The sequence below is a fragment of the Cryobacterium suzukii genome (assembly GCF_004403185.1).
Taxonomy (GTDB): Bacteria; Actinomycetota; Actinomycetes; order Actinomycetales; family Microbacteriaceae; genus Cryobacterium; species Cryobacterium suzukii.
The window spans coordinates 175,840-197,247 of the sequence record NZ_SOHJ01000014.1; the positions used below are offsets into that span (position 1 = coordinate 175,840).

General features: G+C 64.1%; 22 protein-coding genes and 1 tRNA gene. 12 read left to right on the top strand and 11 right to left on the bottom strand.

Features of this window, described 5'->3' with window-relative positions:
* Positions 1 to 92: 92 nt before the first annotated feature.
* The 5 genes from E3T39_RS14600 (at position 93) to E3T39_RS14620 (ending at position 4,133) form a co-directional block, all read left to right on the top strand.
* Positions 93 to 617, top strand: a complete 525-nt coding sequence (locus E3T39_RS14600; protein ID WP_134516559.1) for an FtsB family cell division protein — start codon at positions 93 to 95, stop codon at positions 615 to 617.
* Positions 614 to 1,156, top strand: a complete 543-nt coding sequence (locus tag E3T39_RS14605) for a DUF501 domain-containing protein (protein ID WP_134516561.1) — start codon at positions 614 to 616, stop codon at positions 1,154 to 1,156. Before E3T39_RS14600 ends, E3T39_RS14605 begins: the two co-directional genes overlap by 4 nt.
* Positions 1,153 to 2,481, top strand: coding sequence for a S8 family serine peptidase (locus E3T39_RS14610; protein ID WP_134516563.1), 1,329 nt, complete (start codon positions 1,153 to 1,155; stop codon positions 2,479 to 2,481). The genes E3T39_RS14605 and E3T39_RS14610 overlap by 4 nt, the downstream gene beginning before the upstream one ends.
* Before the next feature lie 25 nt (positions 2,482 to 2,506).
* Complete coding sequence (locus E3T39_RS14615) at positions 2,507 to 3,982, top strand: NAD(P)/FAD-dependent oxidoreductase (protein ID WP_134516564.1); 1,476 nt, start codon at positions 2,507 to 2,509, stop codon at positions 3,980 to 3,982.
* 74 nt (positions 3,983 to 4,056) lie between these two features.
* A tRNA-Leu gene (locus E3T39_RS14620) sits at positions 4,057 to 4,133 on the top strand.
* A gap of 173 nt (positions 4,134 to 4,306) precedes the next feature.
* On the opposite strand, the gene E3T39_RS14625 is transcribed toward E3T39_RS14620, so the two are convergent.
* A complete protein-coding gene (locus E3T39_RS14625) occupies positions 4,307 to 5,188 on the bottom strand; it encodes a S41 family peptidase (protein ID WP_166784144.1) in 882 nt (293 codons plus the stop codon).
* 302 nt (positions 5,189 to 5,490) lie between these two features.
* Between E3T39_RS14625 and E3T39_RS14630 the strand changes: the two genes are divergently transcribed.
* Positions 5,491 to 6,336 (top strand): alpha/beta hydrolase family protein, encoded by an 846-nt coding sequence (locus E3T39_RS14630; protein ID WP_134516568.1) that lies wholly within the window; start codon positions 5,491 to 5,493, stop codon positions 6,334 to 6,336.
* A gap of 109 nt (positions 6,337 to 6,445) precedes the next feature.
* Here E3T39_RS14630 and E3T39_RS14635 read toward each other — a convergent pair whose 3' ends face one another.
* Both E3T39_RS14635 and E3T39_RS14640 read right to left on the bottom strand, forming a co-directional pair.
* Positions 6,446 to 6,913: a GNAT family N-acetyltransferase gene (locus tag E3T39_RS14635; RefSeq protein WP_134516570.1), complete on the bottom strand. Its 468-nt coding sequence runs from the start codon at positions 6,911 to 6,913 to the stop codon at positions 6,446 to 6,448.
* A 35-nt stretch (positions 6,914 to 6,948) separates the two neighbouring features.
* Positions 6,949 to 7,449, bottom strand: a complete 501-nt coding sequence (locus E3T39_RS14640) for an RES domain-containing protein (protein ID WP_338145285.1) — start codon at positions 7,447 to 7,449, stop codon at positions 6,949 to 6,951.
* Between the two features lie 231 nt (positions 7,450 to 7,680).
* Between E3T39_RS14640 and E3T39_RS14645 the strand changes: the two genes are divergently transcribed.
* Both E3T39_RS14645 and E3T39_RS14650 read left to right on the top strand, forming a co-directional pair.
* Positions 7,681 to 8,406, top strand: coding sequence for an alpha/beta fold hydrolase (locus E3T39_RS14645; protein WP_241979732.1), 726 nt, complete (start codon positions 7,681 to 7,683; stop codon positions 8,404 to 8,406).
* Complete coding sequence (locus tag E3T39_RS14650) at positions 8,403 to 8,867, top strand: MarR family winged helix-turn-helix transcriptional regulator (RefSeq protein WP_134516574.1); 465 nt, start codon at positions 8,403 to 8,405, stop codon at positions 8,865 to 8,867. The genes E3T39_RS14645 and E3T39_RS14650 overlap by 4 nt, the downstream gene beginning before the upstream one ends.
* Before the next feature lie 725 nt (positions 8,868 to 9,592).
* On the opposite strand, the gene E3T39_RS14655 is transcribed toward E3T39_RS14650, so the two are convergent.
* A complete protein-coding gene (locus E3T39_RS14655; protein ID WP_338145286.1) occupies positions 9,593 to 9,814 on the bottom strand; it encodes an AAA family ATPase in 222 nt (73 codons plus the stop codon).
* 363 nt (positions 9,815 to 10,177) lie between these two features.
* On the bottom strand, positions 10,178 to 10,948 hold the full coding sequence (gene map, locus E3T39_RS14660; protein ID WP_134516578.1) for a type I methionyl aminopeptidase: 771 nt from the start codon (positions 10,946 to 10,948) through the stop codon (positions 10,178 to 10,180).
* Between the two features lie 85 nt (positions 10,949 to 11,033).
* Between map and E3T39_RS14665 the strand changes: the two genes are divergently transcribed.
* Positions 11,034 to 11,348 carry a helix-turn-helix domain-containing protein gene (locus tag E3T39_RS14665; RefSeq protein WP_134516755.1) on the top strand — a complete coding sequence of 105 codons (315 nt, stop codon included), beginning with the start codon at positions 11,034 to 11,036 and terminating at the stop codon, positions 11,346 to 11,348.
* Here E3T39_RS14665 and E3T39_RS14670 read toward each other — a convergent pair.
* The 3 genes from E3T39_RS14670 to E3T39_RS14680 are packed head-to-tail and all read right to left on the bottom strand — an operon-like array spanning position 11,289 to position 15,077.
* On the bottom strand, positions 11,289 to 11,840 hold the full coding sequence (locus E3T39_RS14670; protein WP_134516580.1) for a dihydrofolate reductase family protein: 552 nt from the start codon (positions 11,838 to 11,840) through the stop codon (positions 11,289 to 11,291). The genes E3T39_RS14665 and E3T39_RS14670 overlap by 60 nt on opposite strands.
* Positions 11,841 to 11,877: 37 nt before the next feature.
* Complete coding sequence (locus E3T39_RS14675; protein ID WP_134516582.1) at positions 11,878 to 12,804, bottom strand: Ppx/GppA phosphatase family protein; 927 nt, start codon at positions 12,802 to 12,804, stop codon at positions 11,878 to 11,880.
* A gap of 26 nt (positions 12,805 to 12,830) precedes the next feature.
* Positions 12,831 to 15,077, bottom strand: coding sequence for a hypothetical protein (locus E3T39_RS14680; protein WP_134516584.1), 2,247 nt, complete (start codon positions 15,075 to 15,077; stop codon positions 12,831 to 12,833).
* A gap of 173 nt (positions 15,078 to 15,250) precedes the next feature.
* Between E3T39_RS14680 and E3T39_RS14685 the strand changes: the two genes are divergently transcribed.
* Positions 15,251 to 16,717 (top strand): glycoside hydrolase family 1 protein, encoded by a 1,467-nt coding sequence (locus E3T39_RS14685; RefSeq protein WP_134516586.1) that lies wholly within the window; start codon positions 15,251 to 15,253, stop codon positions 16,715 to 16,717.
* Between the two features lie 107 nt (positions 16,718 to 16,824).
* Here the strand turns inward: E3T39_RS14685 and E3T39_RS14690 are convergent, their stop codons facing one another.
* Positions 16,825 to 17,559, bottom strand: coding sequence for an ABC transporter permease (locus E3T39_RS14690; RefSeq protein ID WP_134516588.1), 735 nt, complete (start codon positions 17,557 to 17,559; stop codon positions 16,825 to 16,827).
* The gene (locus tag E3T39_RS14695; protein WP_134516590.1) at positions 17,556 to 18,308 is read right to left on the bottom strand and encodes an ABC transporter ATP-binding protein; all 753 of its coding nucleotides are present in this window, start codon (positions 18,306 to 18,308) and stop codon (positions 17,556 to 17,558) included. Before E3T39_RS14695 ends, E3T39_RS14690 begins: the two co-directional genes overlap by 4 nt.
* 99 nt (positions 18,309 to 18,407) lie before the next feature.
* Here E3T39_RS14695 and E3T39_RS14700 point away from each other — a divergent pair, with 99 nt between their 5' ends.
* Positions 18,408 to 18,794 carry a tautomerase family protein gene (locus E3T39_RS14700; RefSeq protein WP_134516756.1) on the top strand — a complete coding sequence of 129 codons (387 nt, stop codon included), beginning with the start codon at positions 18,408 to 18,410 and terminating at the stop codon, positions 18,792 to 18,794.
* A 261-nt stretch (positions 18,795 to 19,055) separates the two neighbouring features.
* On the opposite strand, the gene E3T39_RS14705 is transcribed toward E3T39_RS14700, so the two are convergent.
* Entirely contained in the window at positions 19,056 to 20,609 is a 1,554-nt protein-coding gene (locus E3T39_RS14705; protein WP_134516592.1) for a DUF222 domain-containing protein, read from the bottom strand.
* A gap of 282 nt (positions 20,610 to 20,891) precedes the next feature.
* Between E3T39_RS14705 and E3T39_RS14710 the strand changes: the two genes are divergently transcribed.
* The gene (locus E3T39_RS14710; protein WP_134516594.1) at positions 20,892 to 21,383 is read left to right on the top strand and encodes a GNAT family N-acetyltransferase; all 492 of its coding nucleotides are present in this window, start codon (positions 20,892 to 20,894) and stop codon (positions 21,381 to 21,383) included.
* The last annotated feature ends 25 nt before the right edge of the window (positions 21,384 to 21,408 follow it).

Here is a 21,408-nt window from a genome sequence, read left to right on the forward strand (position 1 = left end):
CTCGACCATCCTTTTTTCAGTTGGTCGAGGGCCCACAGCCGCACTCGCTACCATTTTCACCAGCACGTTCAGCGCCAGCGAAAGGAGTTGCCATGGGTCAGAAACGACCGGCCCCACAGCAACCCGCCGTTTCAGAGGCTGAAACGCCCGCGGGCGGGTGGCTGCGTAGCATCCGCTTCTCCGGATTTTCGCTCGTGATGATGGTCGTGCTGATCCTCGCCGTCGTGGTGCTGGCGCCGAGCCTGCGCACCTACGCCGAGCAGCGGCAGCAGATCAGCCAGCTCAGTGCCGCTGTCTCCGACCAGAAGGCCGAGGTTGACCAGCTCACCAGTCAGCGGGAACGCTGGAACGACCGCACCTACGTCACGACGCAGGCACGCGAGCGGTTGTCGTACGTGTTGCCAGGCGACATCAGTTTTCTCGTCATCAACGACCTGCCGGTCGTCGCTCCGCTCGAAGCGGAAACGAGCCCGGTCAGTACCGATATTCAAAGCACCACAATTGATTGGCTGGGTTCCTTGTTCGCCTCCACCATGACTGCCGGCCTCGCTCCGCAAGCCGCAGCACCAGCGACATCAATACCAGCGACGGATGCCCCCGCGCCGGTGGCTCCGTGACCCGGCCGCCGTTCGATCCGTTCACTCCGGCCGACATCGATCTCGTTTCGGCCCAGCTCGGGCGCCCGGCCCGCAACGTTGTCGGCATCGCCGCTCGCTGCGTCTGTGGCGCGCCGACCGTGGTCGCCACCGCTCCCCGGCTGGCCGACGGAACTCCGTTTCCCACCCTGTACTACCTCTGCCACCCGGCCGCGACGGCCGCGATCTCGTCGCTCGAAGCTACCCAGGTGATGAACGAATACAACGACCTGCTCGCCGACGATGACGAGGTGCGCGCCGCATACCAAGCCGCTCACGAGAGTTTTCTGTTCGACCGCGAGCAGCTCGGAACCGTGCCGGAGATCGCCGGGATTTCCTCAGGTGGCATGCCGAGTCGGGTCAAATGCCTGCACGCCCTCGCCGCGCACGCCCTGGCCGCCGGCCCCGGCGTAAACCCGATCGGTGACCTCGCGCTGGCGCGTGCGGACTGGTCGCCGACGGTCTGTGTCTGCCTGGACTACGCCGCCGCGGCCGCCACCGTCGGGACGGATCCGGAGTGACTTCGACCGCACAACGGGTCGCTGGGCGTCGGGTCAGCGCGGGACTCGCGGTCGCCCTCACGGCAGCGCTCTTCGGAGGCACTGTCGCGGGTTCCGTCGTGCTCGACGCACCCGCCGCCCATGCCGACCAGATTCGTGACCTGCAGTATTGGCTGAACGACTACGGGTTCACCGAAGCCTGGAATACCACGCGGGGCGCGGGCGTCACCGTCGCCGTCATCGACTCCGGGGTCAAAGGCAGCGTCCCCGAGTTGAACGGTGTTGTGACCGGGGGAACGGATGTCTCCGGCCTCGGCTCCGCAAACGGCCAAACTCCGGTCGCCGGTGACGACGATGACGGCGAACACGGCACCCTGGTGGCCTCGCTGCTGGCCGGTCGCGGCACCGGTGACGGCACTGGTCTCATCGGAGTGGCGCCGGAGGCATCCATTCTGGCGGTGTCGGTGGGGTTCGGCAGCACCCGTTCCGCAGTGAGCAACGATGACCAGATCGCGCAGGGCATCCGCTGGGCTGTTGACAACGGCGCCGACGTCATCAATATGTCGCTCACCCGCAACACGCTGTATTGGCCGGAGAGCTGGGATGAGGCCTTCCTTTACGCCTTTGACAACGATGTCGTTGTGGTGGCCGCGGCCGGAAACCGGGGGAGTGGCACCACCGAGGTCGGTGCTCCCGCGACGATCCCCGGCGTGCTGACGGTGGCGGGTGTCGACCGCAACAAGACGGCGAGCTTCGATGCGTCCTCGCAGGGCATCACCATCACCATCGCCGCTCCGAGCGAGAAGCTGGTCGGCGTCATGCCCGATTCCAGCTACGTTCAGTGGGACGGAACCAGCGCGGCCGCGCCGATCGTGTCCGGGCTGGTCGCCCTCGTACGGGCAGCCTATCCAGATCTCGATGCGGCGGGCGTCATGAACCGTGTCATCGCGACCGCGAACGCCAACGGGCAGTCCGTGCCGAGTCCGATCTACGGCAACGGCCTCATCGATGCTGCAGCTGCGGTGACCCGCTATGTCGCTCCGGCGACCGGGCCCACCCCGAGCGCACTCCTGACCGAGTGGATCACATTGCACCGTCGTGCGCAGATCGAGGTGGTTCCCACCGAAGTTCCGGTCGCTGAGGCCCCGGCCGCTGCCGACGACGACCCGGCTCTTCCCACCCAAAATGTGCTCACAGCCTGGCTGCCGAACCAACTGACATTGACCTATATCAGTCTGCCGCTCGCTGTACTCGTGGTGTTTGGTATCCTAGTAACGCTGTTGGGCATTGGGGCCACTCGGCATATCAAGCGAATTCGGCGCAACCCCAAAGATTTCGCACAATAATAATCCTGTAGGAGGCCTTCTCATCGTGCCCAAAATTCTCATTGTTGGTGGCGGCTACGCCGGTTTTTACACGGCGTGGAAGCTCGAGAAATGGCTACGATCCGGCGAAGCCGAGGTCACCATTGTTGATCCGCTGCCGTACATGACGTACCAGCCCTTCCTTCCGGAGGTCGCTGCCGGATCCATCGAGCCCCGTCACGCGGTCGTGTCTCACCGTCGTCACCTCAAGAAAACCAACGTCGTCTCTGCCAAGGTCACGTACGTCAACCACGCGGAGAAAACCGCCACGATCACGCCGCCGATCGGCGAGCCGTACGAGTTTGCGTACGACATCGTCGTGGTCACCGCCGGTGCGGTGTCGCGTACCTTCCCCATTCCTGGCGTCGCCGACCAGGCCATCGGCCTCAAGACCATCGAAGAGGCCGTCGCCATTCGAGACCGTGTGCTGACCAACTTCGACCGCGCTGCAGCCCTGCCGGCCGGCCCGGAGCGCGAACGTCTTCTGACTTTCGTCGTGGTCGGTGGCGGTTTCGCCGGCATCGAGGTATTTGCCGAGCTGCGTTCCTTCGCCACCTCGTTGCTCACGCTCTACCCGGAGATCAGCTTCCAAGAGACGAATTTTCACCTCATCGAAGCCATGGGTCGCATCATGCCCGAGGTCTCGCTTAAGACGAGCCTGTGGGTTATCGACAACCTGGCCGGCCGCGGTGCCCAGATTCACCTCGACACCCAGCTGACCAGCGCGGTCGACGGCAAGATTGAACTTTCCACCGGAGAGACTTTCGAGACTGACCTCATTGTCTGGACCGCCGGTGTCATGGCCAACCCCACGATCGTGCGTCACACCGACCTGCCCATCGAAGAGCGTGGTCGCCTGCAGGTTCGCGCCGACCTGCGCGTCGGAACCGAAGATGACGCCATCGCTGACGCCTGGGGCGCCGGTGACGTGAGCTGCGTTCCTGACCTGAGCGGTGGCGGTGTGGGCGGAAACTGCGTGCCCAACGCCCAGCACGCTGTGCGCCAGGGCAAGCTGCTGGCCAAGAACATCGTCGCCGTGTTGCGTGGCGAAACCCCGGTGCAGTATTTCCACAAAAACCTCGGCGCAGTAGCCGGCCTCGGCGTCGGAGTCGGTGTGTTCCAGTCTGGCAACCTCGCCATCACCGGCCTGCCAGCCTGGTTTGCCCACCGCGGCTACCACGGCCTGGCCATGCCGAGCTGGGAGCGCAAGCTGCGCGTTGTCTGGGGCTGGGTCAACAACGTAGTCCTCGGTCGCGATGTCGTCTCGCTGAGCGCCACCGAGAACCCGCGCGCGGTGTTCGAAGAGTTCGCTTCGCGTCCGAAGCCGCCGGCACCGGTCGAAGCCCCCGCCGGCAAGGCGCCGACGGCGCCGCGTGCGCCGCGCAAGCCGACGGTGAAGGCTGCTGCAGCGGATGCCGCCGCTGGCGCGAACCAGACGCCCGTCGCGCGGAAGGCGGCCGCTGAGGCATCCGCTTCGAAGTAGGTTTTTTGCTGGGTACTGCCGGGCGCGATCATCGCCCGGCAGCGCCTACGCTGTAACCGCCCGTAATCGGGCACGCCCCCATAGCCCAATTGGCAGAGGCAGACGACTTAAAATCGTCACAGTCTGGGTTCAAGTCCCAGTGGGGGCACCACGCATACATTTATGCTGATCAGGGCTTCGACTTCGTAACAGGTGCCTCAGGCGCACCGGTTGTCCTCCTCGCCGGGCATTTTCCAGACGGGTTTTACGTGCTTATTGCCCCAAGCGCCGCGCGGTGCCGCAGAATTCGGCTTTCCCGCACTGGCGTTCTGGTGGGCGTGCGCCTTACGGATGGGCGCAGTTCGCGTTCAGCCAGTCGATCGCGCCGGCCCAGGTCGGATCCTCGTCAACAGTTGCGGGGCCGGTTTGCTGGTCGGGTTCGATACCGTGTGGGTAGGTGAGCCCGGTGCGGTCCGCCATGCGGGATCCCGTCAGCACGATAACCGCGCCGTCGGACATCGTCTTTACCGTGTTCCCGGTCGCGAAACCCGCGGTCGTCGTTTCTCCGAAAGTGCGCACGCCCGGTTGGCCCCGGAACGCCAGGAGTGTCGACTCGCCTGCGCTGGAGGTTTTTCCCTGCAGGACGGCGATGTTCCGACCGGCTTGCGATGAGCCGGTCACGGGTGATGTGGCAAGCGTTTCGGTTGATCCGTCGGATTCGTATGTTACTGCGGAGCCAGCAATGCGCACGACTTCCGACGTGCCATCCCTGCGAATGAACGACAACACGGCGCCTTGGGAGAGCAAGGGTGTCACAGCCCCGAGCATGGGGAAGGAATTGCCGCCCCCATTGCCGCGAAGATCCACGATCCACCCGCATCGCGCCCGCGCTTCCGCGTCTGAAATCCCCCGCGCACCAGCGTCGATGTAGGCCTGGTCTTCTCTGGTGTCGCTGCTACTGAACTCGGGAACATTGATGGCAGCGATGCTGCCCGTGGCAACGCTGATGACCGGCCGATTCTTGCCCGTTGTCGGCAACTGGAACGAGGCCAACTGGCCTGCGGGCAGGACGAAGCGACTATGCACTTTTCCTCCGGCGGCCCACACTGCCCACATCAGTGAACTGTGGGTCTCCGCGATGGTCTCTGCGGAGGACGCGCTCGCCAGTGCGAGAGCTCGAGCTTCTTTCCACTTCTTGCCGGTGGCGTAGAGGCCGTTTTCATCCATGAAGTCGAGGGCAGACGCCACGTACGCGCGCACCGCGGGGTTTCCCGAGGGCGGAGGTTTGCCCAGCGCGACCGGCACGCAACCTGTCATAGAAACAGTCAGGCCTAAGACCAGTGCGACAAGAACGAGATCGCGGAGACCAGAGCGTCTACTGTCAGCCATGGCACGTCCCCCAATGCAAAGCCCGCCCCAGTGGAGCCACTCGCCCTGTTTTGCCGCAAGCCTAGTGGACGCCTACTCGCGCCGCGCCGTTTCCCCGTTGATGGTTCGGCGAATTCAAGCGGTCGCATTAAACTTCGGGCATGAACCCCGAGATTACGCAACTTCTAGACCGTTCGCGTTCAAGTTGGTCGGTACCTACCGAGCCCCGTTTGCTGCAAGCGCGCATTTGGCCGGCGCATGGATCAACGCCTGCTCCCGTCGTCGTGCTGTCGCACGGTACGGGGGGAGCGGGAGAGGACCTGGACTGGCTCGCGAAACCGCTCAACGACGCGGGATTCCTCGTAGCTTCGGTCGATCACCACGGTAACAGCTACAACGACGAGTACCTCGTCGAAGGATTCACGTTCGCGTGGGAGCGAGCGCGAGACATCACCCTCCTCATCGACCACCTCGTGGACGAGCATGACATAGATATTCGGCGCATCGGTGCTGCTGGATTCTCGTTCGGGGGCTACACCGTCACGGCGGTACTCGGCGGCAAGATTGACGTACACATCATGGATGCGATGTTCCAAGGACATATTCCCGCTCCTGATGTGCCGGAGTTTCCCGACCTAATCAAAACGCTGCGGAGCAAGTACTCCGATGCCGAGTTGACCTCGTTAGTAGAATCCGGTGCACGATCGATGACCGACACGCGTGTGCGGGCGGGGATCCTTTTGGCGCCCGCTATTGGGAGGCTCCTGATCCCCGAATCACTACAGCATATTTCTGCCCCGGTTTTGGTGCGCTGGGGGGATGCCGACGACAACACGCCGCCGGAAGACAACGCTCTCCTTTACCGGGACCTTATTCCTCACGCTTATGGAGAGAGTCTTGGCTCGAATGTCGGGCATTACGTCTTCCTCGGCGACCGAGAGGACCCCACGGGTGTGCGACCACGCGTTGCAGCCGAAGCGGTCAAATTCTTTATGTCCAACCTCTGAGAACTCCACCCAGGTGTAGGCACGCACGCAAGAGGCGCGCGGGGGCAGTGAACCATCGATTCGATGGGCGATGATCGCGGCGTGGGACCGCTCAGAGCGGCGCAACCCGTCAACGACCGGCGAAATCGGCGAACAAGACGCGCGGTGAGGCGGTGAACCCGGTGCGTTCGTAGAGGTGGATTGCCTCGGGGCTGGAGTGCACCGTGACGTGTTCCAGGCCCAGCTGTCGAGCTTTGTCCAGAACTGCCGCCATCATCGTGGCGCCGATGTCGGCGTTTCGTTCCTCGGGGACGACGTACACGCACTGCACATCTCCGGACGCACGATCCGTGGCGCGCGGGCTTGGCACGCGGGGGAGCACGGCCAGCCAGGCCATGCCGACGAGTACTCCGCTGCGCACCGCCACGACCCGGTGATGCGTCTGGTCATGCTCGGCTGCGAAAGCCACTATGGACGCCACGAAGTTCTCTCGGCTCACGACCGGAACTCCGCCCCGTTCCACCACCCACCGCCAGCGCAATCCCGCGATTGCCTCCGTCTCGAGCGCTTCAGCTTCACGCACCACGATCTCCGTCATCTCGCCAGTCTGCCCGATCGCTCAGCGAATGGAGGTCAGGCGAGAGCCACGCGTGGCGCATCGGCAGAGTTCCACCTGAATAGCGTGAGATGCCAAAGCCCAGGGCGCTTGCGAGAAGGATCGATGAGGCCAGTCGCTCCGAGACTCTCCAGTCGACGGCGAACGTTCCACGACGAGGGCTCGCCGCCTTTATTCGCAATGTCCTGCCAAGGCGCGACTGCGTCTGCAAGGTTGACGCCGGCCACAAGGAGTATGGCCGGGTCTCGGAGATCGACAATGTTATTTGCCTCTACGTGAAATTTGAGCAAGACGAGCTCGTCGACACGACCCTGAGTATGGGCGCTCATTGCTGCGTCGACTCCCTCGGGAGATGAGCTCAGATACAGAGTCCGTTGATTCGGTTCCGAGTACCTGCCGGCCAGACGCGAACCAAGAAGCGCCGCATCTTTATACGCAGGGTTTACGGCGCGATAGAACGATCCAGACACACTGGACCAGACATCACCGACCTGTTCCACCAAGGGTTCACCCGACACTATTTACTCCCCAGACCGTCTCGACCGGTCCCTTTCGACGCTACCGGATGTACCGATTGCCAGGGACCTTCCCGCAAAGGGTTGGCCATGCGGCGCATCTTTGAGCCCACGAGTTGGGACTCGAGCGGGCGTTGGCTGTCGAAAGTTGTCACCGTCCGCTATATTAATGACATGTCATTGAATAACGTGTCATCTAATATCGGTGTTTCAGCGCGACCGACAGTTGTGTGCGTGCCATGCTTTTCGGGTGCGTCGTGGGATCTCAAGGTCCTCACCGGTCTCGACGGTCTTGCAACACGCACCATGCGACTGCCCGATGACATTGCTAGTGTCGACACTTACGCCAACGTTCTGGCCGAACAGATTCAAGACCTCGACTCATTTATTCTGGTGGGCGATTCCTTCGGTGCCGTCATCAGCCTTGCACTTGCCGCCCGCCAGCCGAAAGGCCTCGTGGGACTCGTGCTTTCCGGAGGCTTCGCCGCAAACCCTCTGCCAAGGTGGAAAAGCGTCGCTGCGAGGCTGTCCCGGTTTGCCAACGGAGCCCTTTATCGGCACGGCACGCTCCGATTTCATGCCTTCCAGCTCGCTTCACCCTTTGACGCCGCGGCAGAAGTACCGCACGCTCAAAACGACTACCGCAACCTCTTTGTGCAGAACACTTCGCGATCGAGCTACACCGCACGAGTGACGTCCGTCACAGAATTCAATGTGCTCGACGACCTGGACCAGATTCGTGTGCCCACACTCGTGCTCACACCGGCAGATGACCGACTGGTCGGCGCAGAAGCTGCTCGCCAGCTGTTGGACGGAATCCGTCAGTCGTCGGAAATCGTGTTGCCCGAAACCGGCCACATGTTCCGTTTCACGCACCCCACCCTGTATTCGAACACCGTCCGCGCTTTCGTGGACAGCCTTCTGTCGGTCGACGCGTCGGCCAAAGCGGTCGCATCGTGAATTCAGCCGAAGAGCTGCGCTACCTTGTTCTCGCAGCCCAGCGCGAAGGCAACCGAATCCTTCTCGATCTGCTTCGGCCCCTCGGTGTGTCACCGTCCCAAGCTGAGGTAATTCGCGTGCTGGCCGACCACGGCCCACTCTCCCTCGTCGAACTCGGTGCGCTGCTCGTGTGTGAGACCGGCAGCCCCAGCCGTCTGGTGAACGGTTTAGTGGCCGCGACCCTGCTCGAGCGAATACCAGCGCTCGACGACCGGCGGCGGGTCATCCTCTCCCTGACGGATGCCGGTCGAGTCAAGGACGTTGGGATTCGAGGGGTCGAAGCGACACTTCACGGCTTCATCGAGCAGTCGCTGACCGTTGGCGAAATTGAGAGTGTCAACGCCATTCTGGGCAAGTTTGTTTCCGGACGCCCGGCCGGGATAGCAGTCGTGAAACGTTCGGCTGCTCCCCGTCCGCGCTGATGTGCATCCACATCAACTGGGATAGCGCGGAGAGACCGTGCCTGAGACAGGAAACTCAACGAGAAACTGTTCGTCGCAAGAATCGATGTGTGAAGTAAGCCAAAGCGCAGAGACTGAGGATCCCGAATACCCACGTCCCCTCGTATCCCAAGAGAGGTCCGCTGACACACGTGCTCACCGCACCCGATTCCGCGGTGTAATCCGTGCACTCGCCTACGGTAAATCCGATGAGGAAGACGTTGACCACGACCACAAGCAGGCTCGCGATGACCCATCGAGTCCTCGGCTCGGCTTTGCGCAACGTTGTCGGCATGCCGAAAGACTAATCCCAGCTTTGCGCATACACCGGCCGTTCTCAGCATCGAGACCGAAACGTGCGCCGGGGCTTTCCTTCCGGGTTGAGGGATTGCGCGGCGGGCGTTCCGCTCAGGGTTCGGCTTCCGGGCACCGAACGTCGGACTTGCGGGCTGGAATCAGACCACATCTCCCAAGGAAGTGTCTTGTCACCAACGAGCCTCAAAACTCATGGGATTTAGTCCAGATGCGCTACGAGACACCCTCTGTGATCAGCTCGCGGACGACCGTGACTAGGCTGGCGGTACTGAGCGAGTGGCAGGGAATCGGCGGCGTTGCTACAGTAAGCGACCGCACGACTTCGCCTGCCAAGAGCGGCGGCTTCGACTTGCTGACCCTCGGGTCCGCGCTTATGACTTTCGTGCTGACCTTTATGCTCGTCCGCCAGAGGTTTTCGGCAAGCTCAAGCGCGCAGCCGCCAGCCCCGCGTGCTCTTGCTCGTCATAAATCATTCGACGAAAATAGTCCTGTCTCAGGACGGCGGTTGGTCCGGGGAGCTCCGACTGTAGTCGGGCCGCGATGGTGCTCTTCCCGGAGCCGGAGTTTCCGCGAAGAACGATCAGCATAATTCGACAGTAATGGACTCGACTCATGGCACTTCAACACCCAAGCTCATGGATTCTTCGAGGCTGCAGGCTGCAGCCTTCACGCCAGTCAATATCGTTTTCGAGAAGCTGCTGATTTAGCGCTCGACCAAGGCAAATCGAATATCGCCGAATCGACTCTGCGGATGCCCCAGTTCCGCGCGTCAGGGATTCCTAATAGAGTCGGCACAAGGTGGATTGATCAGGTCGCCCCTCCCGAGAAGGGTGACCATCAGGCTCATGAACAGGGTCGCCAGGGCGGTATTCACGATCGCCATGGCTATGGTCCAACGCCCGACGATAAAGATGAATCGGCGAATTCAACAGCTGCTTTAAAGGTTGAACGTCACGCTGTGCGCGTTGTCCGGGCGCTTATCGGCGGGGTCGGGTGAGTACGATCGGGCCATTGTCCGTTATTGCGATGGTGTGTTCTGAATGCGCGGTGCGGCTTCCGTCGGCGCTGCGCAGTGTCCAGCCGTCGGGGTCCATCCGGAGTTTGTCGGTGCCGCGCATGAACCACGGCTCGATCGCGATGACGAGTCCTGGCTTGAGCGGGAAGCCGCGGCCGGCCCGTCCGTTGTTGGGAATGTGCGGGTCGCCGTGCATCGTGCGGCCAACGCCGTGCCCGCCGAACTCCACGTTGACGCTGAGGCCCGCCGCCTGCGCCACGCTTCCGACCGCGTAGGAGATGTCGCCGATCTTGTTGCCCACCACCGCAGCGGCGATCCCAGCGTCCAGGGCCGTCTCGGTGAGGGCAATGAGCTCGAGATCTTCTGGGCGGGCTGTGCCGACCACGACGCTGATCGCGGAGTCCGCAACCCACCCGTTCGTGTTGGCTGCGAAGTCGAGGCTGAGCAGGTCACCATCGTGCAGGCGATAGGGGGTGGGTTTGCCGTGCAGCACGGCGTCGTTGACCGAGGTGCACAGCACGTATCCGAAGGGCCCGGATCCAAACGATGGCGCGTAATCCAGGTAGCAGGATTCGGCACCTCGTCGCCGAATGAGGTCGTGAGCGAATGCATCCAGCTCCAGCAGACTCACGCCGACGGTGGCACGTTCTTTCAGCGCGGCGAGTGTTGAGGCAACGAATTCACCGGCTACCTGCATCTCGTCGATTTCGCCTGGTGTGCGCAATTCGATCATCTCGAAAACTCCGATCTTGGTGTGCCGGCACGGATGGCGTTCCAGCTGGTACTGGTATTATTATACCGGTACTATCATTGGCGTCATGGTTCGAGTTCCTCTCACGACCGCCCAGATCAAACGCGGGCAAGACCTTGGCGCTGCGCTACGGATAGCGCGCGGCCCACGAACAATGGTTGACGTCGCGTCACGTGCTGCGCTCTCCGTCGAGACACTACGCAAAATCGAAACAGGGCGCAGCCCTTCGCCAGAATTCTTCACGGTCCTGCAAATTTGTTCAGCCTTAGGTATCACAATGGATGGTTTACTACCGTGCTGTGTTGAGCCTGAACGCGCCGGATCAGTCTGTGCGGAGGCCGTAGGTGAGCAGGGCGTTGCCCTTGCTGGTCATCAAGGATGACTGCAGCGTCAGCCGAGTCACCGGGTCGGTCGGCTCGAACAAATGACGTCCCTCGCCCGCCACTACTGGGTGTGTCATGAGGGTGAGCGAGTCGAGCAGCCCGACAAACAAGAGCTGTCGCACCAGCGAGATGCCTCCGACCAGGCAAATCTCGCCGCCCTCTGTGTTCTTTAGCTCTGTCACGAATTCGTTGAGGTCGCCGGTGATGAGCGTTGAATTCTGCCACGCCAGGTCACCAGTCAGTGTGCGCGAGGCGACGAATTTCGGCACCGGATTGATGAATGCTCCGAACGGATCGTCGTTCTCAGCGCTGGGCCAGTAGCCGGCCCACTGCTCATAGCCGACTCGCCCGAGCAGCACCGTGTCGACGCGGTTCATCATGGCGGTCATCTCAAGACCCAGCTCCTCGTCAAAGCTGTCGAACTGCCAGAGGTTTGGCGACTCGACCACGCCATCGAGAGACATGAACAGGCCGGCGGTCAGTTTTCGCATCAGATTTCTCCCAAGGTCGGTGGAATGTTAGTACGGTTCAGCGCAGCCGGTCGAGGTAGCGCAGAATAACGCCCTCGCGCAGTGCCCACGGCGAGACCTCGAGTTCTGCAGCCCCGAAAGTGGCCATCGCTGCGCCGAGCACAATGCCGCCGGCCACGATCTGGAACGTGCGATCGGCGGTGATGCCGGGCAGCGCCGGGCGGGCTTCGGCTGGGATGCGGGCCAGGCGCGGCACCCAGTCGTCGAGTTCGGTACGGCCGAGGCGCAGTCGGTCGGTGGCTCCGACGCCGTCCGAGGTCGTGCCGGCCAGGCGAGCCAGCGAACGAATCGCTTTTGACGACCCGACGATGTGGTGCGGTGCTGGCAGCTGCGCGAACGCTCCGACGGCATCGCGCAGTACGGATGCCGCGTGCTTGCGCAGCGCAGATACCTCCTCCGGCAGCGGAGGATCGTGGTGTAGAAATCCGACGGTGCTGCGCCCGGCACCCAGCGGCAGGGACAGGGCGACCTCGGGAAACTCAGCTCCGCCGGCGGCGATCTCCAACGACCCGCCGCCGATGTCGAAGAGAAGAATATTGCCGGCCGACCAGCCGTACCAGCGTCGCACGGCCAGAAAGGTTAGCCGGGCCTCGTCCTCGCCCGACAACACCTGCAGGGACACACCGGTTTCTCGTTCTACCCGGTCGAGCAGCTCTGGACCGTTGGTCGCCTCACGCAGGGCCGAGGTGGCGAACGGCAGCAGTTCGTCGATGTTGTGTTGCTGGGCAACATCCGCCGCGTGCTGCACTGATTTCAGAACCGCAGCGACACCCTCATCGTTGATGGCACCCTCGGGGGTGATGTAGCGCATGAGGCGCAGTACGCTCTTGTCGGCGGCCATCGGCACGGGCGGGGCACCTTCGTGCGCGTCGACAACCAGCAGGTGGACGGTATTTGAACCGACATCGAGGACTCCAAGGCGCACATGTGTACGATACCGCTTGCCGCGAGCTAGCGTTGTGTCGGGGCGACGAAGCGCTGCCAGACCCACGCGCTCGCACACAGCGCCGCAAAGGTGGCGGCAGCGATCCAGAGCGCCATTCCGGTGCCGTCGTTCTCCAGCTGCTCGACCACGGGGGCGAGCGCCGAGAACAGAATGCCGTAGGTGACAACGGTCAGACCCGCCCAAAGCGGAGGCGACCAGGCCAGGATACGGCGACCGCTCGTGTGGCCGATAGGGACCAGAATCAGCACTGCCGAGCCGATGGCAGCGAGCACGATCGTGTTGATGGTCTCCGCGGCGAGCGACGTGACGAAATCACTGGCGCTGGGCAGCAGCGACCCGAGGACCCAGGCGAGAACGGCGAAGGCTCCGAGCGCACCCACGCGTACCGCGGCGAGCTGGCCGCGCTGCGCGGCCGTGGGCTGCGCGCCGGCCCGGCCCGAAGCATCCATTGTGGCCGAGAGGGTGATGCTGCCCAGTAGCCCGAACAGCAGGGCGGGATGCACGTCGAACACCCGAGAGGCGATCGCGGCGGCCGCGATGATCAGCAGATAGCGCGGCAAAAAAGTGACTTTTCCGTTCTGGCGCATTACTCGCGAACTCCACCACAGCGGAACCAGAATGGCCACCGCGTTGACCAGAACCAGGCCGATGATCACGGCGACGAGCAGGCGCAGGTAGGCGGGCTGGTCGACGACGGGACCCGACAGCATGACAAAGGTCGCGGCGGCCAACAAAGCCGCGCCGCCGCGCAGCCATCGGTTGAGGTTTATCGTCGGTGCGACCTCGAATTCTTCACGCGCTCGGTTTCGTCCCGCCAGTGACGGCAGCGCCCGAAGTGGTCGACCGTTGCGGGTACGGGAGATGGTTCCCGCGAGCATTCGTAGGGGCACCGCGATCAAAAGGAGCGCGCCAAGGGCGAGCAGTACGGCCTGCAACCACGGAAACGGAGAGTCGCTGCCGGTCGGACCGATGGGTGCGGCAAACCGGGTCGGGTCATTCCACTGGCCGGGGAAAGCGGATGCCGCCTCCCCAGAGTGCTCCGGCCCCGCAGCTTCCGGGATGGGCGCGTTGGTACCCGGTGCCGGGCTCGGCGAAGGCTCCGGGGGAGCGCCGGGCACGGCAATCGAACCGTCCGGGGGCGGCGAGGCCACCGCGCTCGGGGTCGGCGCGACCGGTGGCGTTGCCGAGGCGGACTCAGACGGCGTCGGGGCCGCTGTCGTTTCGGCGACGTAGCTGACCGACAGGGGAGTGCTGCCCGGACCGACGTTGCCAGCGTTATCTTTCTGCACGGCGATGACCGAGTACGACCCGGCGGCCACGCCGCCGGCCGAGCAGGTCCACGTTCCGCCGGTCACGGGGGCCGAACAGACCGAGTACGCGCCAGCGAACACCGTGACGGTGGCGCCGGTTTCTCCGGTTCCGGTGTACTGGGTACCGGCGACCGGAACCTGCGTGCCGGCGCCGGGAGCAGTCACGATCGGGGCATCCGGTGCGGTGACATCGAACACGATTGTCACCGGCGCGCTCGCGTTCGACGTTGACGGGCCGCTGAACGTCGAACTCTGGCTCGCCGTGACTTGCTGGCTGCCATTGCCGAGGCCAGAGAACAGGCAGGCCCAAGCGCCGGAATTGTCTGCGGTGCTGTTGCAGGTGTCTCCGTTTGGCAGGGTCGCCGTCACGATGGCCTGCGGGTGCCCGGTTCCGCGCACCCAGCCGTTGGATTCCGACCCGGTCAGGCCGCCGAGCACCGTCGGGGCACCGAGCACGGCGACGGCAATGTCGTCACTCAGGCTCGGGACACCGGTTACCACTACGCGCAGGGTGATGTTAGGGCCGTTCTGCAGGTAGACGTTGTCGCAGCGCCATGAGGTCGATGAGTCGTCGACGATGCACAGCGGGTCTCCGCCGCGCGGCGACAGCAACTGAATTTCCTGGTCGGCAGCTTTCGACCCTGAAACAGTGGTGCGGTTGCTGCTGATGAATTGCCCGTTGCCAGGGCTCTCTATCTGGGGGCTCGGCGCGGAGTCGGTCGTCGCGTTCGGTTCCGCGGTCGCCGAGGGGGTCGCATCGGGCGTCGACTGCTGCACCGTTGCCGGCGCCGCGGTCTCATCGGCCTGGGCCGTTACGAGAACGGGTGTCGTCAGAGCCATGGCGCAGCCGAGCAGGAGGGCGGCGACCGTCGTGACGCTGCGGGGGCGTCGCGGGCGCGCCGATGCGCTCTGGACTGCCAAACGAGCCGATTCGGACACCATTCACCCCCTGCCCCAATTTGAGGGGCAGTCAGCGAGAAAGTCAACCTCCCGCGCGCTGAATAAAGTAACAAACCAGAGGAATTCTTCGAGGTGTCTCTACCCGTCCCCAAACGTGACACCCTTTGATACGAAGCGGATGCCCCGCATCACCCGCCGAAAAGAGTCTCGCCCCTATGAATCCCACGCCGCGTACCCCGGCCGCATCATCGAATCGCGCTGTCGCCGCCCGCGACTGGGAACACCGCGCCGGCGAGCTCGGTGATCGCCTGCCGACCGGGTTCGAGGTGGCTGTGGCGACCTCAGCCTTTCAGATCGAGGGTGCCGCCCGTGATGGCGGTCGCGGTGACAATGTTTGGGATGCCTTCAGCCAGGTTTCCGGGCGCATCCGCGACGGTTCGAACGCCTCCGTCTCGGCCGACCACGTGAAGAACTACGCCGCCGACACCGACCTGCTGCGCGACCTCGGCGTCGACTGCTACTCGTTCTCCTTCGGCTGGACCCGGCTGCAGCCGGAGGGACGTGGCTCCCTCAACCGGAATGGACTCGCGTTCTACGATCGTTTGCTTGACGCGTTGTTGGCCGACGGCATCCGTTCGACCGCCACGCTCTCGCACTGGGACCTGCCAGCAGCACTGCGCGGCGGCTGGCTGAACCGCGACACCGCCGGCCGGTTCGCCGACTACGCCCACGCGGTGGGGGAGGCGTTCGGCGACCGCATCGACGCTTGGGTCACCCTCTTCGAGCCGGCCACTGTCACTACCAAGGGGTATGCGCTGGGAACGCACGCGCCCGGCCGCACCCTGCTTTTCGACGCGTTTCCGACCGCGCATCATCAGCTGCTCGGGCATGGACTCGCCGTGCAGGCCCTGCGCGCGGCCGACGTGCGCGGGCGCATCGGCCTCGTCAACTCTCACACTCCGGTACTGTCCGCGACAGACCGCGACCAGGATCTCTCTTACGCCGCGCTCTACGACCTGCTGGCGAACCGCCTGTTCGCCGACCCCGTGCTGCTCGGCCATTACCCTGACCCGCTTGAACCGTTTGCGCTCGAACTACGAACCCTGCTCGAGGCCGACCCCGACGACCTGCGCACGATCCACCAGCCGCTCGACTTCTACGGGGTGAGCTACACCGGACCCGCGCGCGTCGCCGCCGGCCCGACGGTACTGAAAGCCCCCGATGGCCAGCTGATCCCCACCACGTCGTGGCCGTTCCACCTCGAGCCCTTTCGGGAGCATCCCACCACCGCAGCCGGCACCGTCAACGCCCCCGAGTACGTGGCCGTGGCGCTCGCCGAACTGGTCGAGCGTTACCCTGACCTCCCGCCGGTCTACCTCTCGCTGGCCGGCGGCGCCTTCGCCGACCAAGCGGATGCCCGCCACGCCGTCAACGACCTCGCCCGCATCGACTACCTGGCCGAGCACCTCCTGACCGCCCTCGACGCGACGGCCCCTGGCCGCCCGGCCGCCGCCATCGACCTCGCCGGCATTACCTTCTGGTCCTTGCTCGACGCGTTCGAGTGGGACTCCGGCTACACCCAGCCCACCGGTCTCGTACACGTTGACTTCGCTAACGACCGCCGCACCCGCACGCCCAAGCTGAGCTACCGCTGGCTGCAGCATGCCCTGGCCAATCGGTAGCTCGAGCCGGCGGTACCTAATGCCGGTAAATTTCATGACATGCCGCACACCGGGGCTGAAGAGCTCGGCGTGTCGCAAATTTACCGGTTTTACGTACTGGTCCGCAGCTAGGGCGTGCGCCGCCGCAGCGTCACCGAGCCGAGCACCACGGCGCCCACGATCCAGGCGCCGATGATCAGCAACTCCTCGCCGACGTAGGCGGCGTCCTGGGAGTCGGTCGCGACCGCCTGCAGTGCATCGATCGCGTGCGACAGCGGCAGCCAGTCACTGATGTAGCGCAGCACATCGGGTAGCTGCTCTCGCGGCAGAAAGATGCCGCCGAGCAGAATCTGCGGAAACACGAGCGCCGGCATGAACTGCACGACCTGAAACTCCGTGCGGGCGAACGCGCTCGCGAGCAGGCCGAGCGTCGTGCCGAGTACCGCATCCGCTACGGCGACGGCGAGCAACAGCCAGATCGATCCGCTGATTTCGAGGCCGCACACCCACACCGCGAACCCCACAGCGACAGCCGATTGCGCCACCGCAAGCAGCCCGAACGCGAGCGTGTAACCCAGAATGAGATCGCCCTTGCCGAGCGGCATCGACAGCAGCCGCTCGAGTGTGCCGGTGCGACGTTCACGCAGAGTCGTGATGCTCGTCACGAGAAACATCACGATGAACGGGAACAGAGCGATCATGCCCGGCCCGATCGTGGCAAACACCGGGGTGTCCGAGAAGATCCAGGCCAGCAGCCCGATCAGCAGGCTCGGCACCACGAGCAGCAGCACGATCGTGCGCGGGTCGTGCCGCACCTGGCTGAGCACCCGGCCGGCGGTCGCGAGGGTGCGTTGCGGGTTCACGACGCGCTCCCCTCGGTTGTGTCTGCGACCGGATGCCGCGCGATCAGTGCCAGGAACGCCCCTTCGGTATCGCTGGCTCCGGTTGAAGCCAGCAACCCGGCGGGGGTGTCATCGGCCAGAATCTCACCGTCCCGCATGAGCAGGAGGCGGTCGCAACGGCTGGCTTCATCCATCACGTGGCTGGAGACGAGCAGGCTCGTTCCCGAGACGGCGAGCTGATGAAACAAGGTCCACAGCTCAACCCGCAGCAGCGGGTCGAGGCCCACGGTCGGTTCGTCGAGCACGAGCAGGTCGGGGGACCCGAGCAGAGCACCAGCCAGTGACACCCGGCTGCGCTGCCCGCCGGACAGCGATCCCACCAGTTGACCCGCCTGACTCGTGAGATCCGTCAGGGCCAGTACTCGGTCGACGTCGTTGCGCGGGGCACCCAGCACGGCACGAAAATACTGCAGGTTCTGCCGTACGGTGAGGTCGTCGTACACGCTGGCATCCTGCGTCACGTAACCCACCCGGTGGCGCAGCGATGCCGATCCGGCCTCCCGGCCGAGCACCGTCACGGTGCCGGACTGCACGACCTGCACGCCGACGATTGTTCGGAGGAGCGTGGTTTTACCGCATCCGCTCGGACCGAGCAGCCCCACGACGACGCCGCAGGGAATGCTCACCGACAATCCATGCAGCACCGGATGCTTGCCGCGCCGCACATGCAGATCGATCACGTCGACCGCGGGGGCGGACTTATTCACCATGACCGAACTCTCCGCCGCCGCACCCGCTCTGTCAAGTCCACAACGGGTGGTTTGGTTGGGCGCGAACGATGCGCATTGGGCGACCTGCGAAACTCAGACATGGCTCAAATTATTGTTTACGGTCACAAGGCCGCGCTCGTCCCACGCATCACTGCGCTATCCGACGCGATCCACGCAGCGGCAGTAACAGCGTTCCAGCTGCCAACGGAGAAGCGATTCCATCGGTTCATCACCCTGGATCCCGAGCAATTCATCACGCCGTCCGACCGGTCGATCGATTACACCATCGTGGAGGTCAGCATCTTCGAGGGCCGCTCGGCGGCTACGAAGAAGGACTTCATCCGCCAGCTCATCAGCAATATCGCGAATATCGGTGTCACGCCGGACGATCTTGAAATCACCATTACCGAGACGCCTCGTGCGAACTGGGGAATTCGCGGAGTGCCCGCCGACGAACTGCTGCTGAACTATGCAGTGGAAGTCTGAGCACGCGAAAGGTGTGAAAACCGAGCGACAGGGCACGGAAGCTCGCGGCGCGTACGTTATGACGAGCGCCCGATTTGCCGGGTAAGCCTGCACCTGGTGGTATTTGACGCGGTCAAGTCGTCTTCTGGAGCGGCGCTTCCTCACCGGCGATTGCGTCGGTCGTTCTGCTTCTGGTGAAGTCTGACCGTGCCTCAGTCCATTCGCACGCTACACGGTCGACGCGTCTCGTCGGAAGCACTGGTGCGCGACCCGACGGGTCAACTAGCTGCGCCAGGGTGGTTCTGGGCTGGGGGTGTTGGCCCGGTGGGTGTGGGCTGGGCGCCAGGTTTGGGTGGGGTCCCAGAGGACGGGCCCGCGTATTTGGGGTCTGTCGTTGATCATGCGGATGTTCCATCCGCTGGTGTCGATGGTGTGGTGGTGGAACCAGCACAACAGGGTGCCATTGGTGATGGTGGTCGGTCCGCCCTCGTGGTGGGGGTGAACGTGGTGGACTTCGCACCAGCGGGCGGGGATGGTGCAGCCGGGGATGATGCAGCCCTCGTCGCGGGCGGCGATGGCGGTGCGTTGCTTCGGGCTGAAGCAGCGCATTGTGTCGCCGAGGTAGAGGATGTCGCCGTTGGTGCCGACGATGATTTTTTGGGCGCCGCCGGCGCAGATGGCTTCTTTCACTCGGCGCACCGACACGGGCGCTTCAATGCCGTCGATCCAGCCGACACCGCGGCCCTGATCGAGGTCGGCGGCGTTGACGTGAATCATCACGGTGGGGGCGGCGCCGCCCATGGTCGGGGTTTTCGGATCGCGGGCGGCAGCTTCGAACACCGAGCGGAGGATATCGGCGCGTTTTTCGCCGGCGGTGCGGCGGTCGCCGTCGTAGCGGGTGTCCCCGGTGAACGGGTCGGCGCTGAAGCGCTCGGTGTCGGCGTTCGGGTCAGAAACGTCGACGCCGTCCAGCTCGGTGCCGGTACCGGTGTCGTCAACGGATTCGGTCGGTTCGAACCGAGGCGTGCGCGACCGGGCGGACAGGTGGGTGTCGAAGAGGGTGTCCATGATGCCGCGCAGCTCGGGAGTGACGTCGGCACGCAGCGGGTAGAGCCCGTTGCGCAGCAGACCGAACGTCAGTGTGCTTGTGGCCTCCGTCACGTCGTCGTTGGGGGCGGTGCCGTCGGGGTCGAGCCGGGCTTGCCATTCCAGGGCTTGCGCCCGCAGCAGATCCGGGGCGAAGCGGATGCCCGCCCCGGGCAATCCGGCCGTTTCCGGGGTGACGGCGCCGGTGGCGGTGGCGACCAGGGCACGTTCCACATGGTCGAGGTCGTCCTGCAGGACTTTCCCGTGCAGCGCGGTCAACGTCGTGGCGATGATCTCCGCCGATTCCACCCCGAGCTCCCCGCTGAGAAGGCCGTCGGCAATGACCGGATACCGGGCTGGCACCGGCAGGCCCATCGGCGTGCGTTCCACAGCGGTCTCGCCCAGCTTCAGACGGCGTTTGGCTTCACGGCCGGAGATACCAGCGAGCTGCGTGATGAATTCGACCCGGGTACGGCATCCGTTTCTATAAGCGAGCGACCCATTCCCCAGGTCGGTCTCGGCACGAACCCCGATGTCGGTGGTGGCTCGTAGTCTTGCACCATCAACCCTGCGACCCAGCTCTTCCAACGCCGCCAACACGGCGACAGCTTCGCTGTCATCGAGGTGACCAAACCGCGTTCCGTCTAAAACAGAGCCCAGCAGAGCACCAGCCTGACCTATGACCGCCACCCGAGAACCCTCGGGTTCCGGCATCGAGCCGGTTGCAGCGGGCGGGGCGGTGAGGGTCATGGCGTCGGTGCCTCCTTCACCCACAATTATAGCCCAAATCGCCCCTAAAGACGAGAGAATCTCAATGGAATAGCCAAAGGCTTTAGAATCTGTCTCTTAGGGCGGACTGGGGATTGGGCGGGCCGCGGGTACCGCGGAGAGGCCGGTCCAACAACTCGACGGCACACCCGAAAAGCACGCAGCGTGCGGGATTCGTCACCGCCGACTCCCGGTCGGTGCGCGGAAGAGGTTCGTGTCTCATACACCGGATGCCTCGCCGGCGTGACAACTAGGGTGGAACCCATGATTACCGCGCTGCCGATCCTTGTGTCCTTCGCGGCGCCGGCATCCGCTGAAGCCACAAGCGTGTCGCTTCGCTACTACGAGGACATCGTGAGTCGTTATCACGGGCGACCCGCGCTCCAACAGGAAATTATCGCCGCCCAGGCCGGTTATGCAAGCGACGACCTCGTCCCACCGACCGGCCTGCTGTTGCTCGCCCGCCAGGGGAGCGCAGTGCTCGGCTGTGCCGGAATGCGGATTCGCCTCGGCGATATCGGCGAGGTAACCAGGGTCTTTGTCGAACCAGCTGCTCGAGGCCAGGGCGTAGGCCGGCTCCTCATGCAGAACCTGGAAAGTGAATCCCGCGCCCTGGGGCTCACGGCACTGCGGTTAGACACGCGAACCGACCTCATCGAGGCGCGCAGCCTCTATGCCTCGCTCGGTTTCATCGAGGGCAAAGCGCACAACACCGACCCGTACGCGAATCACTGGTTCCGAAAAGAATTGCGCTGAATACATGACTACCTCGCCCAGCACG

Coding starts and splice junctions, on each gene's coding strand:
- E3T39_RS14600 (WP_134516559.1), top strand. CDS start 93: ATGGGTCAGAAACGACCGGCCCCACAGCAACCCGCCGTTTCAGAGGCT.
- E3T39_RS14625 (WP_166784144.1), bottom strand. CDS start 5,188: ATGGATGAAAACGGCCTCTACGCCACCGGCAAGAAGTGGAAAGAAGCT.
- E3T39_RS14630 (WP_134516568.1), top strand. CDS start 5,491: ATGAACCCCGAGATTACGCAACTTCTAGACCGTTCGCGTTCAAGTTGG.
- E3T39_RS14635 (WP_134516570.1), bottom strand. CDS start 6,913: ATGACGGAGATCGTGGTGCGTGAAGCTGAAGCGCTCGAGACGGAGGCA.
- E3T39_RS14655 (WP_338145286.1), bottom strand. CDS start 9,814: ATGAGTCGAGTCCATTACTGTCGAATTATGCTGATCGTTCTTCGCGGA.
- map (WP_134516578.1), bottom strand. CDS start 10,948: ATGATCGAATTGCGCACACCAGGCGAAATCGACGAGATGCAGGTAGCC.
- E3T39_RS14665 (WP_134516755.1), top strand. CDS start 11,034: ATGGTTCGAGTTCCTCTCACGACCGCCCAGATCAAACGCGGGCAAGAC.
- E3T39_RS14670 (WP_134516580.1), bottom strand. CDS start 11,840: ATGCGAAAACTGACCGCCGGCCTGTTCATGTCTCTCGATGGCGTGGTC.
- E3T39_RS14680 (WP_134516584.1), bottom strand. CDS start 15,077: ATGGTGTCCGAATCGGCTCGTTTGGCAGTCCAGAGCGCATCGGCGCGC.
- E3T39_RS14685 (WP_134516586.1), top strand. CDS start 15,251: ATGAATCCCACGCCGCGTACCCCGGCCGCATCATCGAATCGCGCTGTC.
- E3T39_RS14695 (WP_134516590.1), bottom strand. CDS start 18,308: ATGGTGAATAAGTCCGCCCCCGCGGTCGACGTGATCGATCTGCATGTG.
- E3T39_RS14700 (WP_134516756.1), top strand. CDS start 18,408: ATGGCTCAAATTATTGTTTACGGTCACAAGGCCGCGCTCGTCCCACGC.
- E3T39_RS14705 (WP_134516592.1), bottom strand. CDS start 20,609: ATGACCCTCACCGCCCCGCCCGCTGCAACCGGCTCGATGCCGGAACCC.
- E3T39_RS14710 (WP_134516594.1), top strand. CDS start 20,892: ATGATTACCGCGCTGCCGATCCTTGTGTCCTTCGCGGCGCCGGCATCC.